Origin of the sequence: Streptomyces sp. NPDC085460, from assembly GCF_044541975.1 — a bacterium.
Lineage (GTDB): Bacteria > Actinomycetota > Actinomycetes > Streptomycetales > Streptomycetaceae > Streptomyces.
Map to the genome: position 1 here is coordinate 280,064 of NZ_JBITTO010000004.1, position 15,406 is coordinate 295,469.

15 protein-coding genes are annotated in these 15,406 nt (G+C 73.6%); 12 read left to right on the top strand and 3 right to left on the bottom strand.

The annotated features are described in order from the left end of the window. The first annotated feature begins 270 nt into the window (after positions 1–270). The 4 genes from ACIGHB_RS12335 to ACIGHB_RS12350 all read left to right on the top strand — a co-directional run bounded on the left by ACIGHB_RS12335 (position 271) and on the right by ACIGHB_RS12350 (position 3,854). Positions 271–1,656 (top strand): rhodanese-like domain-containing protein, encoded by a 1,386-nt coding sequence (locus tag ACIGHB_RS12335; RefSeq protein ID WP_399912150.1) that lies wholly within the window; start codon positions 271–273, stop codon positions 1,654–1,656. Between the two features lie 62 nt (positions 1,657–1,718). Then, positions 1,719–2,291 carry a rhodanese-like domain-containing protein gene (locus ACIGHB_RS12340; RefSeq protein ID WP_399912153.1) on the top strand — a complete coding sequence of 191 codons (573 nt, stop codon included), beginning with the start codon at positions 1,719–1,721 and terminating at the stop codon, positions 2,289–2,291. Further along, positions 2,288–3,346 carry a sulfite exporter TauE/SafE family protein gene (locus ACIGHB_RS12345; protein ID WP_399912156.1) on the top strand — a complete coding sequence of 353 codons (1,059 nt, stop codon included), beginning with the start codon at positions 2,288–2,290 and terminating at the stop codon, positions 3,344–3,346. Before ACIGHB_RS12340 ends, ACIGHB_RS12345 begins: the two co-directional genes overlap by 4 nt. Continuing rightward, positions 3,264–3,854: a TetR/AcrR family transcriptional regulator gene (locus ACIGHB_RS12350; protein WP_360320000.1), complete on the top strand. Its 591-nt coding sequence runs from the start codon at positions 3,264–3,266 to the stop codon at positions 3,852–3,854. Before ACIGHB_RS12345 ends, ACIGHB_RS12350 begins: the two co-directional genes overlap by 83 nt. Here ACIGHB_RS12350 and ACIGHB_RS12355 read toward each other — a convergent pair. Then, the gene (locus tag ACIGHB_RS12355) at positions 3,844–5,631 is read right to left on the bottom strand and encodes a BCCT family transporter (RefSeq protein WP_399912160.1); all 1,788 of its coding nucleotides are present in this window, start codon (positions 5,629–5,631) and stop codon (positions 3,844–3,846) included. The two genes, ACIGHB_RS12350 and ACIGHB_RS12355, sit on opposite strands and share 11 nt — an antisense overlap. 223 nt (positions 5,632–5,854) lie before the next feature. Between ACIGHB_RS12355 and ACIGHB_RS12360 the strand changes: the two genes are divergently transcribed. Further along, positions 5,855–6,568 (top strand): DUF2470 domain-containing protein, encoded by a 714-nt coding sequence (locus ACIGHB_RS12360; RefSeq protein ID WP_399912163.1) that lies wholly within the window; start codon positions 5,855–5,857, stop codon positions 6,566–6,568. A 94-nt stretch (positions 6,569–6,662) separates the two neighbouring features. Continuing rightward, positions 6,663–7,457, top strand: coding sequence for a DUF817 domain-containing protein (locus ACIGHB_RS12365; RefSeq protein ID WP_360319991.1), 795 nt, complete (start codon positions 6,663–6,665; stop codon positions 7,455–7,457). On the opposite strand, the gene ACIGHB_RS12370 is transcribed toward ACIGHB_RS12365, so the two are convergent. Next, positions 7,400–8,041, bottom strand: coding sequence for a transcriptional regulator (locus ACIGHB_RS12370; protein ID WP_360319988.1), 642 nt, complete (start codon positions 8,039–8,041; stop codon positions 7,400–7,402). The genes ACIGHB_RS12365 and ACIGHB_RS12370 overlap by 58 nt on opposite strands. A gap of 82 nt (positions 8,042–8,123) precedes the next feature. Between ACIGHB_RS12370 and ACIGHB_RS12375 the strand changes: the two genes are divergently transcribed. Beyond that, positions 8,124–8,375 carry an EF-hand domain-containing protein gene (locus ACIGHB_RS12375; protein WP_360319985.1) on the top strand — a complete coding sequence of 84 codons (252 nt, stop codon included), beginning with the start codon at positions 8,124–8,126 and terminating at the stop codon, positions 8,373–8,375. Between the two features lie 27 nt (positions 8,376–8,402). Here ACIGHB_RS12375 and ACIGHB_RS12380 read toward each other — a convergent pair whose 3' ends face one another. Next, complete coding sequence (locus ACIGHB_RS12380; protein WP_360319982.1) at positions 8,403–9,467, bottom strand: LacI family DNA-binding transcriptional regulator; 1,065 nt, start codon at positions 9,465–9,467, stop codon at positions 8,403–8,405. A gap of 231 nt (positions 9,468–9,698) precedes the next feature. Between ACIGHB_RS12380 and ACIGHB_RS12385 the strand changes: the two genes are divergently transcribed. The 5 genes from ACIGHB_RS12385 to ACIGHB_RS12405 all read left to right on the top strand — a co-directional run bounded on the left by ACIGHB_RS12385 (position 9,699) and on the right by ACIGHB_RS12405 (position 15,403). After that, a complete protein-coding gene (locus tag ACIGHB_RS12385; RefSeq protein WP_399912166.1) occupies positions 9,699–11,453 on the top strand; it encodes an ABC transporter substrate-binding protein in 1,755 nt (584 codons plus the stop codon). An 11-nt stretch (positions 11,454–11,464) separates the two neighbouring features. Then, positions 11,465–12,412, top strand: a complete 948-nt coding sequence (locus ACIGHB_RS12390; protein WP_399912168.1) for an ABC transporter permease — start codon at positions 11,465–11,467, stop codon at positions 12,410–12,412. Next, positions 12,409–13,395, top strand: coding sequence for an ABC transporter permease (locus ACIGHB_RS12395; protein ID WP_399912171.1), 987 nt, complete (start codon positions 12,409–12,411; stop codon positions 13,393–13,395). The genes ACIGHB_RS12390 and ACIGHB_RS12395 overlap by 4 nt, the downstream gene beginning before the upstream one ends. After that, entirely contained in the window at positions 13,395–14,408 is a 1,014-nt protein-coding gene (locus ACIGHB_RS12400; protein ID WP_360319970.1) for an ABC transporter ATP-binding protein, read from the top strand. The genes ACIGHB_RS12395 and ACIGHB_RS12400 overlap by 1 nt, the downstream gene beginning before the upstream one ends. A gap of 62 nt (positions 14,409–14,470) precedes the next feature. Continuing rightward, a complete protein-coding gene (locus ACIGHB_RS12405; protein WP_360320012.1) occupies positions 14,471–15,403 on the top strand; it encodes an oligopeptide/dipeptide ABC transporter ATP-binding protein in 933 nt (310 codons plus the stop codon). The last annotated feature ends 3 nt before the right edge of the window (positions 15,404–15,406 follow it).

Here is a 15,406-nt window from a genome sequence, read left to right on the forward strand (position 1 = left end):
CCTTCCGGGGGGGGCGGGGGGGCCCCCCGGGCGGCCGGCGGGGGGTGCCGCGCGGGGGGGGGGCATGCCAGCGGGCCTGCGCGGGCCGCCGGGCGCGCCCCTTCTCGCTTCCCGGCGCAGGTCAGGATACCCCCTCCCGTATATCTCGCATGGCGCGACCCTGGAGACCCCCAATACCCCCCCGGGTATTTGACCGGACGCGACGGGACCCTCTACGGTCGAGGCGTTCATACCCAGGGGGGTATCCAGACGCCAGCGGGAGGCTCCGCCGTGTTCTTCGCCCAGTACTACCTCGACTGTCTCTCCCACGCCTCGTACCTGATCGGCGACGAGGGGACGGGGCGGGCCGTGGTCGTGGACCCGCGCCGGGACGTGTCCGAGTACCTCGCGGACGCCGCCGCGCACGGCCTCACCGTCGTCGGCGTCGTCAACACCCACTTCCACGCCGACTTCGTCGCCGGCCACCTGGAGCTGGCCGACAGCACCGGGGCCTGGATCGGCTACGGCCGGCGCGCGGAGACCGAGTACCCGATCCGCCCGCTCGCCGAGGGCGAGCGGATCCCCCTCGGCGACGTCGTCCTGGAGGTCATGGAGACCCCGGGCCACACCCCCGAGTCGATCAGCGTCCTGGTGTACGAGCACGCCGGCGACAAGGTGCCGTACGGGGTCCTGACCGGCGACGCCCTGTTCGTCGGGGACGTCGGCAGGCCGGACCTCCTCGCCTCGGCCGGCTTCACCTCCGAGGAGCTGGGCGGGATGCTCCACGACAGCGTCCAGCGCAAACTCATGGGCCTGCCCGACGAGGTCCGCGTCTTCCCCGCCCACGGCGCCGGCTCGGCCTGCGGCAAACACCTCTCCGCCGAGACGTCCTCCACGATCGGGGAGCAGCGGGCGGCCAACTACGCCTGCGCGCCGATGAGCCGGGAAAGGTTCGTCGCGCTCGTCACGGCCGGCCAGTCCGCCCCGCCCGGCTACTTCGCCCACGACGCCGCGCTCAACCGCAAGGACCGCCGGCGGTACGACTCCGCCACCGCCGCCCGGCCGCTGTCCCTCGCCGAGTTCACCGCGCTGCGGGAGGCCGGGGCGGTCGTGGTCGACGCGCGCGACCCGCGGGAGTTCGCCGCCGGCCATCTGCGCGGCGCGGTCAACGTGCCGGCCGACGGCCGCTTCGCCGAGCTGGCCGGGACCGTCCTCGACCCCGGCGACCGGCTCGTCGTCATCGCCCCGGAGCGGCGCGCGGAGGAAGTGCTCACCCGGCTCGCCCGCGTCGGCCTCGACCGCGCCGAGGGCTGCCTCCCGGACCCGGAGGCGGCCCTGGAGGCGCTCGCCGCCGAGGTCTCCCCGGCGAGCCGGATCACCGCCGCCCGGCCGCGGGAGGCCCTCACCGGCGCGCGGCCGCCGCTCGTCGTGGACCTGCGCACCGGGGACGAGCGCGAGGCGAACGGCGTCATCGACGCGGCCGTCCACATCCCGCTCAACGAACTCCCCCGCCGCGCCGGCGAACTCCCCGCCGGCCGGCCGCTCGTCCTGCACTGCGCCGGCGGCCACCGCTCGTCCGCCGCCGCCGGCCTGCTGCGCCGGCGCGGCTTCGAGGACGTCTCCGACCTGCTCGGCGGCTACACCGCCTGGGCCCTGACGGCGACCCCCGCCACCTGACCGAGCGCCGCCTCCCCCCGTCCCCCTCCCCCACCACCCGTCACCAGCGAACGGAGCCTCCCATGAGCACGCCCGCCACCCTCTCCCCCACCGCCCTGCACCGCCTCGTCAGGGAAGGCCGCGCCCCGCGCCTCCTCGACGTCCGCACGCCCGGCGAGTTCCGCGCGGCGCACATCCCCGGCTCGTCCAACGTGCCGCTGCACACCCTGCGCGCGCACCGAGCCGAACTCGTCGGCCACCTCGACGCGGAGGCCGTCCTCGTGTGCCGGTCGGGGCAGCGGGCGAAGGAGGCCGAGCGGGCGCTCGCCGAGGCGGGCCTGCCGGAGCTCCGCGTCCTGGACGGCGGGATCGCCGCCTGGGAGACGGCCGGCGCGCCGGTCGAGCGCGGCCCGGAGCGGTGGGACATGGAGCGCCAGGTCCGGCTCATCGCCGGTTCGGTCGTCCTGGTCACCGGTGTGGCCGGGATCGTCGTGCCGGGCGCGCACCTGATCGGCACGGCGATCGGCGCCGGACTGACCTTCGCGGCGCTCCGCAACTCCTGCGCCCTGGGCGTCCTGCTCTCCAGGCTCCCCTACAACCGGGGCCCCCGCACCGACGTCCGTACCGTGATCGCGGAGCTGCGGAGCAGCCGGTGACCGCTCTGATCGTGGCGGCGTCGCTGCTCGCCGGGGTCAGCCTCGGCGTCCTCGGCGGCGGCGGGTCGATCCTCACCGTCCCGGTCCTGGTCCACCTCGCCGGGCAGGACCCGAAGGAGGCCATCGCCACCTCCCTGTTCGTCGTCGGCGTCACCAGCCTCGCGGCGCTGGTACCGCACGCGCGGGCGGGCCGCGTCCGGTGGCGGACCGGGCTCCTCTTCGGCGCGTTCAGCATGGCGGGGGCGTACGCGGGCGGCCGGGCCGCCGCGTACGTGCCCGGCACCGCGCTCCTCGTCGCCTTCGCCGTGATGATGCCGGCCACCGCCGTCGCGATGCTGCGCCGGCCCCGGCGGGGGCGTACGCCGCGACCGCGGCCCGGCGGCGCGCCGCTGCGGCGGGTCGCCGCCCAGGGTCTCGCGGTGGGCGCGGTGACCGGTCTGGTGGGTGCCGGCGGCGGCTTCCTCGTCGTCCCCGCCCTGGCCCTCCTCGGCGGGCTCCCGATGAGCGGCGCCGTCGCCACCTCGCTGCTCGTGCTCGCCATGAACTCCTTCGCCGGGCTCGCCGGTCACCTCTCCGGCACCGCCGTCGACCGGGGTCTCGCGCTCACGGTCACCGGAGCCGCCGTCGCCGGGAGCCTGGCCGGGGCGCGGCTGTCCGGCCGCGTGCCGCGGGACGCCCTCCGTACGGCCTTCGGCTGGTTCGTCGTCGTCATGGGCGTCCTCGTCCTCGCCCGGCAGCTCGACCCGGCGGTCTGGACGCACCCCGTCACCTGGGCGGTGCTGGGGACGGCGGCGGCCGGCGGGTACGCGCTGCGGGGTCCGGCGGGTACGCGCTGCGGGGTCCGGCGGGTACGCGCTGCGGGGTCCGGCGGGTACGCGCTGCGGGGTCCGGCGGCGTCCGCGCCTCCTATGCTGGCCAGGTACGGAAAAGCCTGGCCAGGGATGGCCCGCGGACGAAGGGGCACCCCGCTCGATGAGCCGGAAGCAGCAGCGCGGAGAAGTCACCGTCGAGCGCGTCCTCGACGCCGCGCTCGACCTCTACGCGCGCGAGGGTGAGGCGGGGCTCACCGTCTCCGCCCTGACCCGGGTCAGCGGGGTCAGCACCGGCAGCATCTACCATCACTTCGGCAATCTGCACGGGGTGGTCAGCGCCCTCGCGCTGCGCTGGCTCGGCCGTCTCATCGGCGAGCTGGCGACCGCCCTGACCACGCATCAGGACGCCCGGTCCGGCATCGAGGCGGTGGTGCGCGCCTACCTCGGCTTCGTGCGGACCCAGCCGGCCGCCGCCCGCCTGCTCCACTCCCCCTTCGCGGACCAGGAGGGGTCGGCCCGCGCCGGGGAGATCCGCGACAACCAGGAGGCGCGGCTCACCCCGATCGAGCAGTGGCTCGACGGCCACCGCAAGGCCGGCGAACTCGTCGACCTGCCCAGTCCCGTCATCGAGACCCTCGTCCTGGGCCCGGTGATCGGCTTCGCCCGCCGCTGGCTCACCCTCGGGGACGTGGACCTCGAAGAGGGCGCCCGCGTCCTCCCCGACCGGATCTGGCGCTCCGTCAGCCCTTGACCGGCGGGCCGCCCGGAGCCTTGCCGGGGGTGCCGTCGGTCGTGCCGTCGGCGGTGCCCGGGCCGATGCGGAGCTCGAAGTCGCCGTCGTACTTCTCGTGCCCGGCGATCACCGCGACGCCGACGACCTCCTCGCCGACCTGGCCGCGCACAATCAGCGGATCCTCGCGCAGGTCCCGCATGAGCGCCACGCACATGCCGATCATCACCAGGACAAACGGGGCGGCGACCAGGATCGTCAGGTTCTGCAGGCCCGCCAGGGCGTCGCCCTGGCCGTCGCCGATCAGCAGCATGATCGCGGCGACGGCGCCGGTGACCACGCCCCAGAAGATCACCACGGGGCGGGTCGGTTCCATCGCCCCGCGCTGCGAGAGGGTGCCCATGACGATGGAGGCGGCGTCCGCGCCGGAGACGAAGAAGATCCCGACGAGGATCATCACCAGCAGGCTCATCACGCCCGTCAGCGGGAACTCCTGGAGCAGCCCGAAGAGCTGGCCCTCCGGGGTGGTCTCGTCGCTCAGCCTGCCCTCCTCGCTCAGCCGCATCGCGGTGCCGCCGAAGATCGCGAACCACACCAGGCTGACCGCGCTCGGCACCAGGATGACGCCGCCGATGAACTGGCGGATCGTCCGGCCGCGGCTGATCCGGGCGATGAACATGCCGACGAAGGGCGTCCAGGAGATCCACCACGCCCAGTAGAAGACGGTCCAGCTGCCGAGCCAGTCGTGGATGTTCTCGCCGCTGGTGGCCTCGGTGCGGCCGGCCAGCTGGGGCAGGTCGCCGATGTAGGCGGCGATGGAGGTCGGCAGCAGGTCGAGGACGATGATGGTGGGGCCGGCGACGAAGACGAAGACGGCCAGGAGCAGCGCCAGCACCATGTTGATGTTGGAGAGCCACTGGATGCCCTTCTCCACGCCGGAGACGGCGGACAGCACGAAGGCCACGGTGAGCACGGCGATGATGCCGACGAGCAGGCCGGTGCCGGTCTTCTCCAGCCAGCCCAGCTCCTCCACGCCGCTGCCGATCTGGAGCGCGCCGAGGCCCAGCGAGGCCGCGGAGCCGAACAGCGTGGCGAAGATGGCGAGGATGTCGATGAACCGGCCCGGTCCGCCGAACGCCCTGCGCTCGCCCATCAGCGGGACGAAGACGGCGCTGATGGTCTGCCGGCGGCGGCGCCGGAAGGTCGAGTACGCGATGGCGAGGCCGACGACGGCGTAGATCGCCCACGGGTGGAGCGTCCAGTGGAAGAGCGTGGTGGCCATGGCCGTCTCCATCCGCTCGGCCGAGTCGGCCGGGGAGGTGCCGGGCGGCGGCGTGCCGTAGTGGGCGAGCGGCTCGCTCACGCCGTAGAACATCAGGCCGATGCCCATGCCGGCGCTGAACATCATGGCGATCCACGAGACCGTGCGGAACTCCGGGCCCTCGCCCTCCTGGCCGAGGGTGATCCGTCCGTACCGGCTGATCGCCAGCCACAGCGCGAAGACGACGAAGCCGGACGCGGCCAGCATGAACGCCCAGCCGCCGTCCCGGATCAGACCGTCGAGGAGGCGGCTGGAGACCGACTCCAGGCTGTCGGTCGCCGTCGCGCCCCAGACGACGAAGGCGAGCGTGAGGACGGCGGTGATACCAAAGACGACCACGTCGGTGCGGGCGGGGTGGCGGCCGGCGGGATCGGGAAGGTCCGCCGTCACCGGAAGCGCGCCCCGCCCGCTCCCGTCCTTGCCGCCCGGTCCGGCACCGTCCCGCCGGTCCTCCGGATCCTGTCCGTCCCGCGCCATCCGCGACCCCTTTCCCCATCAATCGGGACAAACGCGATATGTCCCAGTCATGCAGTATCACGAGCGGGGGCGCGCGTGACGGACCAACAGGCCCCTCACGAGCGGGGTGTGCGTGACGGACCGACAGACCCCGGCCCCCGACCGGCCGTCGCGGCGTCCTGGACACCGGCGACCCAGGGATGGTTAGGTAAGCCTTACCTAAACCTGACTGAGGAGAGTCATCGTGAGCGTCGCCCCCTCCCCCGCCCTGCCCCAGCAGACCGCCGCGGAACAGGTCCGCTCCGTCCTCGCCCGCGCCCTCTCCCTCTCGCTCACCCTCGAAGGACAGAGTTACGACCTCCTCGGCGCCCACACGGTCGGCGCCCGCGGCCGGATCACCCTCCACCCGCCGGCCGACACCCCGCTCACCGACCACCTCGACCGCGCCCCGCTCGGCATCCTCGACGCCCGCGTCGACCTCACCGACATCGCCCCGACCGCGCTGCGCGACCGGGTCCGCGCCCGGGTCACCCTCACCGGCCGGCTCACCCCCGCGGCCCCCGGCGACCTCGGCGCGCTCCGCCTGGACCTCTCCCGGATCACCCTCGGCACCGGCACCGGGACCGAGGAGGTCACCCCCACCGCGTACGCCCTCGCCGCCCCGGACCCGCTCGCCCTCGAAGAGGCCGCGCTCCTCACCCACCTCGCCGACGCCCACCCCGACCTCGTCTCCGACCTGGTCGTCCTCGCCGGCTCCCGCCTCCCCTACGGCGTCGTCCGCGCCCTCCCGCTCGCCATGGACCGGCACGCCGTCTCCCTCCGCTGCGAGTACGGCGAGGGCCACTGCGACCTGCGCCTCCTCTTCCCCGCCGAGGCCCGGGACGCCGCCGCGGCCGGCGACATGGTCCGCCGCCTCCTCACCGCCCCGCACTGCGCGCATCACCCCGACCGGCACTGACCACCACTGACCACCACTGGCCAACGCTGACACCCGCCGACACCCGCCGCGCGGGCCGGAAACCGCACACGCGGGCGAGCGCGTCCCCTCCCGCATGGACCGGATCACCCACGGCTTCCGCCAGCTCCTGCGCTTCGGGCTCCTGGAGGCCCGCTGCTGCGCCTTCGCCGTCGCGCTCATCGGCGGCATCGCGGTGTCGGCGCTCCTGCCCGAGCTGCCGGTGGCGCGCTACGACCTGCTCCTCGGCTACGGCATCGTGCTCACCGCGGTGGCCTGGCGGCTCGGCTGGGACAGCGGGCGCGACATCGCCGTCATCGCCGTCTGCCACCTCATCGGCCTGCTCTTCGAGCTGGTCAAGGTCCGCATGGGCTCCTGGAGCTACCCGGAGGACGCGGTCACCAAGTTCGGCGGCGTCCCCCTCTACGGCGGCTTCCTCTACGCGGCCGTCGGCAGCTACGTCTGCCGGGCCTGGCGCCTGTTCGACCTGCGTCTGACCGGCTACCGGCCCCGGATCATGGCGGTCCTCGCCGGGGCGGTCTACCTCAACTTCTTCAGCCACCACTGGCTGCCCGACGCCCGCTGGGTCCTCGCCGGCCTGCTGCTGCTCGCCACCGCCGGCACCTGGGTCCGCTTCCGCGTCGGCGACGCGGACCACCGGATGCCGCTCGCGCTCTCCTTCGTCCTCATCGGCTTCTTCCTGTGGATCGCCGAGAACGCGGCCACCTACGTCGGCGCCTGGTCCTACCCCGACCAGCTCGACGGCTGGCAGCCCGTCTCCGTCGCCAAGTTCGGCGCCTGGGCGCTGCTGATCACCGTCACCTTCGTCCTGGCCTACGGAACGGGCTCCTCGCCCCGGCGGATGCCGAGGGTCGCGAGCAGGTCCTCGTGAAGCTCCATCCACACCGTGTGGCAGGAGTCGGCGCGCGGGCGGTCCACCCAGGACAGCTCACCGCGCCGCACCCGGGCGAGCGCGCCGGTGAAGCGCCCGCCGTAGCCGCCGAAGCGGGGCAGCGGCGCGCCCAGTTCGGCCGAGAGGGTGTCGATCACCCCGCCGAGGACGGTGAGCTCGTCGAGGACGCGCCGGTCCCAGTCCGCGTCCCCGTGCGTGTTGACGGCGAGCCGCCCGGCACCGTCGGGCCGCAGCTGCCAGTCGGTGCAGGCGGTGAGGCAGCGGGCGTTGTACGCCAGGAAGGTCTCGTACCGCTCCCGTACGAAGGGCGCGAGCCCCGTCCGCGCCAGCTCCTCCGCGAGCAGCCGTTCCCCCTCCGCCCGTCCCCGGTCGGTGAGGCTCCAGCCGGAGGTGCCGGCGAAGGAGGAGCGGGTGACCCGCCCGTACGCCTGGAGGTCGAGCAGCAGCTCGCCGACGGCCTCCGGATCGAGCCCGAAGCGCGCCGCGGCCTCGGTCTCGGTGGTCATGCCCCGCAGCCGTACGGCGTGCAGGACGAGCAGCTCGGTCGGGGAAGGGTTCGCCATGGGCAGAGCCTAGGCAACCCGTACGGCGGAACGCGCGTCCTCCCCCACACGAAGGCCGTCACGACCGACCCTAGGACTTGCCATGAGCGACAAGGCCCGCGTCCTCTTCGACGCGCTCGACCTCGACCAGGACGGCACGCTGACCCGTACCGAGGTGATCCGGGCCCTGCGGGAGAAGGGGCCCACGCTGGCGGCGCGGGGGGTCATACCGCTCTGGGGCGTGGGGGACGTCGACGACTCCGCCGCGCTCTTCGACGCGGCCGACCAGAACGGCGACCGCGTCCTGAGCTTCGAGGAGTTCGCCGCCGTGGTCGACCGCCGCTTCGGCTGGTGACCCCGTGGTGACCCCCGCGCCCCGGGGTCAGGTCCGGGCAGCGGGGGCGCCCGGCGCGACGGCGGAGGCCGCCGCAGGGGACGGCGTGCGCCGGGGCGGGGCCGTGGAGCCGCGGACGACGAGTTCGGGCTCGAAGAGCAGCTCGCCCGGCTGCGAGTGGACGCCCTGGATCTGGGCGCAGAGCAGCTCGACGGCGGCCCGGCCCATGGCCTCGATGGGCTGACGGACCGTGGAGAGCGGCGGTTCGGTGCAGGTCATGAAGGCCGAGTCGTCGAAGCCGACCACCGAGACGTCGTCGGGGACGGCTAGTCCGCGCCGGCGGGCGGCCCGGATGGCGCCGAGGGCGAGCGGGTCGCTCGCGGAGACGATGCCGGTGACGCCTGCTTCGAGGAGGCGGTTGGCGGCGGCCTGGCCGCCTTGGAGGGAGAAGGTCGAGCGGACGACGTGCGCGTCGGGGAGCGGGGTGCCGGCGGCCTCGGCGACGGCCCGCGCCGCCTGGAGCTTGCGGCGGGAGGGCACGTGGTCGGCGGGGCCGAGGAGCATCCCGATCCTCTCGTGGCCGAGGGAGGCGAGGTGGCGCCACGCCTGTTCGACGGCGACGGCGTCGTCGCAGGCGACGCACGGGAAGTCGAGGCCCTCGATGGAGGCGTTGACGAGGACGACCGGGATGTTCCGCTCGTGGAGCTGGTGGTAGTGGTCGTGCGGGGCGTCGGCCTGCGCGAAGAGCCCGCCGGCGAAGACCACGCCGGACACCTGCTGCTGGAGCAGCAGGTCCACGTAGTCGGCCTCGGAGACGCCGCCCTTGGTCTGGGTGCAGAGCACCGGGGTGAGCCCCTGCTGGGCGAGCGCTCCGCCGATCACCTCCGCGAAGGCGGGGAAGATCGGGTTCTGGAGCTCGGGGAGGACGAGTCCGACGAGCCGGGCGCGCTCGCCCCTGAGCTGGGTGGGCCGCTCGTAGCCGAGCACGTCCAGGGCGGTGAGGACGGACTGCCGGGTCGCCTCGGACACCCCGGGCTTGCCGTTGAGGACCCGGCTGACCGTCGCCTCGCTGACCCCCACCTTCTTCGCCACCTGAGCAAGTCGTCGCGTCATGCGCGCAAGGCTAGCGCAAGCACCGCAAGAGAATGACAGCCCTTTGCAGATCCCGCGCAAAGAGCAGGGTCGGCGCCTGACCGGAGTCGCCCCCTCCGGGACACGGATGAGTAACGGACCAGCCCGACCTCCGCTCACACCTTGTCAGTGCAATTTCACATTACTATGTTACGGGTCACATTCCGGCCGCTCTGGCTGTCCCACCGCTCTCCCGCTCTCTCGGAGTGACCCATGAACAAGCGCACCCGCACCCTGGCCACCGCCCTGGTGTCGACCCTGACTCTCGCCCTCGCGGCCTGCTCCGGCGGCGCGTCAGGCGGCCAGACCGGCGGCGGCGAACGGAAGAACCCCGCCGCGGCCAACGCCGGCGCGGTCCTCGGCGGCACCCCGCAGAAGGGCGGCACCCTCAACGTCCTGTCCAACCAGGACTTCTCCCACCTCGACCCGGCCCGCAACTGGGTCATGCCCGACATGGACTTCGGCACCCGGCTGCTCTACCGCACCCTCGTCACGTACAAGGCGGAGCCCGGCGCCAAGGGCAGCGAACTCGTCCCCGACCTCGCCGAGGACCTCGGCACCCCCTCCAACGGGGCGAAGACCTGGACCTTCCGCCTGAAGCCCGGCCTGAAGTACGAGGACGGCACCCCCGTCACCGCCCAGGACATCAAGCACAACGTCGAACGGTCCTTCTCCCCCGACCTGCCCGGCGGCCCCGACTACGCGGCCCGCTACCTGGCGGGCGCCAAGGGCTACCAGGGCCCGGCCCAGGGGAAGCACCTCGACTCGGTGAAGACGCCCGACGCGCGCACGATCGTCTTCGAGTTCCACACCTCCTTCGCCGAGTTCCCCTTCGCCGCCACCCTGCCGACCTTCTCCCCGGTGCCGAAGGCACGGGACAAGGGCCCCCAGTACGACAACCGCCCGTTCTCCTCGGGGCCGTACAAGATCGAGTCCTACGCCCGCGACAAGCAGCTCGTCCTGGTCCGCAACACCCACTGGGACCCGGCGAGCGACACCGTCCGCAAGGCGTACCCGGACCGGATCGTCGTCACCATGGGCCTCAAGGGCAACCAGGTCGACGACCGGCTCATCGCCTCCGCCGGCGCCGACGCCTCCGCCGTCCCGTGGGCCGCCCTCCGCCCCGAGTCCACCTCCAAGGTGCTGACGAAGCCGGAGGTCAAGTCCCGGCTCCTCGCCGAGTCCAGCACCTGCAACGAGATGCTCCAGATGCACACCGGCCGCGCCCCCTTCACCGACGTGAAGGTCCGTCAGGCCGTGCAGTACGCGCTCGACCGCGAGGCCATCGTCACCGCCGCCGGCGGCCCCGCCCTCACCGAGGCGTCCACGGCCGCCATGCCGGGCGCGCTCTTCACCGGCGGCAAGCAGCCCGACACCCTGCAGATCCCGCTCGCCGGCGACCCCGAGAAGGCGAAGCAGCTCCTCAAGGAGGCCGGGAAGGCCGACGGGTTCTCCACCAGCATCACCGTCTCCAGCGGCGACAAGGCCATCGGCGAGGCCGTCCAGCAGGCCCTGGGCCGGGCCGGCATCGAGGTCACCATCGAGACCGTCGACCCGTCCGCCTTCTACGACACCATCGGCGACACCAAGAACCGCACCGACCTCGTCTACACCGGCTGGTGCCCCGACTACCCGTCCGGCTCCACCTTCCTCCCCTTCGTCTTCGACGGCCGCGGCATCAAGGAGAAGGGCAACACCGGCAACCACTCCCTCTTCCGCGACGACGCCACCCAGCGGCGGATCGACGAGATCAACGCCATGTCCGACGGCGCCGCCGCCAACAAGGCGTGGCAGGAACTCGACGGAAGGATCCTCGCCCAGGCCCCCGTCGCCCCCGCCGCCGTGAAGCGCCGCCCCCTCGTCCTCGGCACCAACATCGCCGGCGCCTTCGGCCACACCTCGTGGGGCGGCCAGATCGACTACGCCACGATCGGCCTCAAGGACCCGTCCAAGAGCACGGACCGATGACACCCCCTTCCATGACCACCACCACCGCCACGACCGGGACCACCGCCCCCGCGCCGCACGGGGGCGGCGGGGCCTGGGCACTCGTCCGCGCCGAACTCCGCCGCCGGGCCTCCCTGAAGGTCTCCCTCGCCGTCGTCGCCCTCTTCGCGCTGATGACCGTCGCCGCCCCGCTGATCAGCGCGCTGGGCGGCTGGGGCCCGGAGGAGTTCGACAAAACGGCCGTCGACCCGTACCTCGGCGGACTGCCGATCGGGCCGCTCGGCGGCGTCTCCGCCGAGCACTGGCTCGGCGTCGAACCCGTCACCGGCCGCGACCTGTTCGCCCGGGTCGTCCACGGCGCCCAGGTCTCGCTGCTCATCGCCTTCGCCGCCACCGCGATCGTCGTCGTCGCCGGCACCGCGGCCGGCGTCGCCGCCGGCTACTTCGGCGGGCGCATCGACACCGTGCTCTCCCGGCTGATGGACCTCACGATGTCCTTCCCCTCCCTCATCTTCATGATCGCGATGATGTCGGTGGCCAGGGACGTCGACCGGATCCTCCTCATGACCCTCGTCATCGGCCTCTTCGGCTGGCCCGGCGTCGCCCGTGTCGTCCGCGGCCAGACCCTCTCCCTCAAACACCGCGAGTACGTCGACGCGGCCCGCGTCGGCGGCGCGGGACCCTGGCGGATCCTCGCCCGCGACATCCTCCCCGGCGTCTCCGGGCCGGTCATCGCCTACACCACCCTGATGGTCCCCGGCATGATCGCCACCGAGGCCGCGCTCAGCTACCTCGGCGTCGGAGTCCGCCCGCCCACCCCGTCCTGGGGCCAGATGATCGCCGAGAGCGTCGCGTACTACGACACGGACCCCATGTACTTCCTCGTCCCCAGCTTCTGCCTCTTCCTCACCGTCCTCGCCTTCACCCTCCTCGGCGACGCGCTGCGCGACGTCCTCGACCCCCGGGGGAGCCGTACGTGATCCTCTACCTCGGCCGCCGGCTCCTCGGGGTGCTCGGCGTCCTCCTCGCCATCGCCGCCGTCACCTTCACCATCTTCTACGTCCTGCCCTCCGACCCGGCCGCCGCCGCCTGCGGCAAGGCGTGCAGCGACGAACGACTGGCCGCCATCCGCGCGAACATGGGCCTGGACCAGCCGGTCTGGAGCCAGTTCGCCGACTTCGTCACCGGCGTCTTCACCGGCCGCACCATGGGCACCGGGCAGTACGCCCTGCACTGCGACTTCCCCTGCCTCGGCTACTCCTACGAGAACAGCGAGAACGTCTGGGACCTGCTCGTCGACCGCCTCCCGGTCTCCGCCTCGCTCGCCGCCGGCGCCGCCGTCCTCTGGCTCGCCCTCGGCCTGTCGGCGGGCATCACCGCGGCCCTCCGCAAGGACACCCTCACCGACCGGGCCCTGATGGTCGGCGCCGTCGCCGCCGCCTCCCTGCCCGTCTACTTCACCTCGGTCCTCCTCATCTACGGACTGATCCGGCTCACCGGACTGCTCCCCTACCCGCAGTACGTCCCCCTCACCTCCGACCCGCTCTCCTGGGCATCGAACCTGCTGCTGCCGTGGCTGGCGCTCGCGGTCCTGTACGCCGCCATGTACGCCCGGCAGAGCCGCGGCGCGATGATCGAGTCCATGGCGGAGCCGTACATCCGCACCGCCCGCGCCAAGGGCCTGCCGCGCCGCACGGTCGTCGTCAAGCACGGCCTGCGGGCCGGCCTGACCCCGGTCCTCACCATCTTCGGCATGGACCTCGGCGGGCTCCTCGCCGGCGCCGTCATCACCGAGTCCCTCTTCGGACTCCCCGGCGTCGGACGCCTCTTCTACGGCGCCCTCACCAGCGGCGACCAGCCCGTCATCCTCGGGGTGACCCTCCTCGCCGCCACCTTCATCGTCGTCGCCAACCTGGTCGTGGACCTGCTGTACGCCGTCGTCGACCCGCGAGTGAGGTACTGATGACCGCCCTGCTGTCCGTACGGGACCTCACCGTCACCTTCCCCACCCCGCGCGGCCCCGTCCGCGCCGTGGACTCCCTCTCCTTCGACGTGCCGCACGGCCGCACCCTCGGCATCGTCGGCGAGTCCGGCTCCGGCAAGTCCGTGACCTCGCTCGCCGTCCTGGGCCTGCACACGAGCGCCCAGATCACCGGCTCCGTCACGCTCGACGGGCGCGAACTCGTCGGCCTGCCCGACCGGGAGCTCGGCCGGCTGCGCGGCCGGCGCATGGCGATGATCTTCCAGGACCCGCTGTCCAGCCTCCACCCGTACTACACGGTCGGCGAGCAGATCGCCGAGCACCACCGGGTCCACTTCGGCACCCGGCGGGCCGCCGCCCGCGCCCGCGCGGTCGAGGCCCTCGCCGAGGTCGGCATCCCCGAGCCGAAACGCCGGGCCGGCGAGTACCCCCACCAGTTCTCCGGCGGCATGCGCCAGCGGGTGATGATCGCCATGGCGCTGGTCTGCGAGCCCGACCTGCTCATCGCCGACGAACCCACCACCGCGCTCGACGTCACCGTGCAGGCCCAGATCCTCGACCTGCTCGCCCGCATCCAGCGGGAGCGCAGGCTCTCCATCGTGATGATCACCCACGACCTCGGCGTGGTCGCCCGGGTCGCCCACGAGGTGCTCGTCATGTACGGCGGACGGGCCGCCGAACAGGCCCCGGTGGACGCCCTGTTCGCCGCCCCCGCACACCCGTACACCCGCGGGCTGCTCGACTCCCTGCCCCGTCTCGACGACCCGGACGACGTACCCCTGCGGGCCATCCCCGGCAGCCCGCCGTCCCTCCTCGACCCCGCCCCCGGCTGCGCCTTCGCACCCCGCTGCGCCCGCGCGGCGGCCGGCACCGCCGGGGAACGGGACCGGTGCGCGACCGAGCGGCCCGTGCTCGGCGGGCCCGAAGGCCACACCGCCGCCTGCCACTTCGCCGCCCTCCCGGCCGTGCCCGCGTACGAAGGGACCGCCCCGTGACCACCACGAAACCCCCCGCCGCCGAGAACGCGCCGCCGCTGCTGCGGGTCCGCGACCTCGCCATGACCTTCCCCGGCCGCCGCCGCTCGGCGCCCGTCCGGGCCGTCGACGGCGTCGGCTTCGACCTGGCGGCGGGCGAGACCCTCGGTCTGGTCGGCGAGTCCGGCTGCGGCAAGTCGACCACCGGCCGGATGATCGTCCGGCTCCTGGAACCGACCGCGGGCTCCGTCGAGTACGCCGGCCGGCCCATCGCCCACCTCCCGCAGCGGGCTCTGAAACCGCTCCGCCGCGAGATCCAGATGGTCTTCCAGGATCCGCACTCCTCCCTCAACCCCCGCCGCCCGGTGGCCCGGATCATCGCCGACCCGCTGCTGGTCCAGGGCACCCCGCCGGCGGAGGCGCGCGAGCGGGCCCTGGAGCTGATGGAACTGGTCGGCCTCATCCCGGAACACGCCGACCGCTTCCCGCACGAGTTCTCCGGCGGCCAGGCGCAGCGCGTCGGCATCGCCCGCGCGCTCGCCACCGGCCCCCGGCTCGTCGTCGCGGACGAACCGGTCTCGGCGCTCGACGTCTCCGTCCAGGCGCAGATCGTCAACCTGATGGAGCGGCTCCAGGACGAACTCGGCCTCGCCTACCTGTTCATCGCCCACGACCTGTCGGTGGTCAAGCGGGTCTGCGACCGGGTCGCCGTCATGTACCTGGGCCGGATCGTCGAGATCGGCGCGAAGGAGCGGGTGTACGGAGCCCCCGCGCACCCCTACACGAGGGCGCTGCTCTCCGCCGTGCCGCTGCCGGACCCGGCCGCGGAGCGGGCCAGGGAGCGCATCACCCTGCTCGGCGACCCGCCGAGCCCCGCCGCGCCCCCGCCGGGCTGCACCTTCCACCCGCGCTGCCCGAAGGCCCAGCCGGTCTGCCGGGCCGAGGCGCCGCCCCTGCGGTCGCTCGCGGCGGGCGAACCCCGGGAGGTGGCCTGCCACTTCCCGGAGCAGGGCTGAGTC

Bases quoted from the DNA above. Each gene is read 5' to 3' on its own strand.
- ACIGHB_RS12340 (WP_399912153.1), top strand. From the start codon at position 1,719: ATGAGCACGCCCGCCACCCTCTCCCCCACCGCCCTGCACCGCCTCGTC.
- ACIGHB_RS12380 (WP_360319982.1), bottom strand. From the start codon at position 9,467: ATGACGCGACGACTTGCTCAGGTGGCGAAGAAGGTGGGGGTCAGCGAG.
- ACIGHB_RS12400 (WP_360319970.1), top strand. From the start codon at position 13,395: ATGACCGCCCTGCTGTCCGTACGGGACCTCACCGTCACCTTCCCCACC.
- ACIGHB_RS12385 (WP_399912166.1), top strand. From the start codon at position 9,699: ATGAACAAGCGCACCCGCACCCTGGCCACCGCCCTGGTGTCGACCCTG.
- ACIGHB_RS12365 (WP_360319991.1), top strand. From the start codon at position 6,663: ATGGACCGGATCACCCACGGCTTCCGCCAGCTCCTGCGCTTCGGGCTC.
- ACIGHB_RS12375 (WP_360319985.1), top strand. From the start codon at position 8,124: ATGAGCGACAAGGCCCGCGTCCTCTTCGACGCGCTCGACCTCGACCAG.
- ACIGHB_RS12350 (WP_360320000.1), top strand. From the start codon at position 3,264: ATGAGCCGGAAGCAGCAGCGCGGAGAAGTCACCGTCGAGCGCGTCCTC.
- ACIGHB_RS12405 (WP_360320012.1), top strand. From the start codon at position 14,471: ATGACCTTCCCCGGCCGCCGCCGCTCGGCGCCCGTCCGGGCCGTCGAC.
- ACIGHB_RS12390 (WP_399912168.1), top strand. From the start codon at position 11,465: ATGACCACCACCACCGCCACGACCGGGACCACCGCCCCCGCGCCGCAC.
- ACIGHB_RS12370 (WP_360319988.1), bottom strand. From the start codon at position 8,041: ATGGCGAACCCTTCCCCGACCGAGCTGCTCGTCCTGCACGCCGTACGG.
- ACIGHB_RS12355 (WP_399912160.1), bottom strand. From the start codon at position 5,631: ATGGCGCGGGACGGACAGGATCCGGAGGACCGGCGGGACGGTGCCGGA.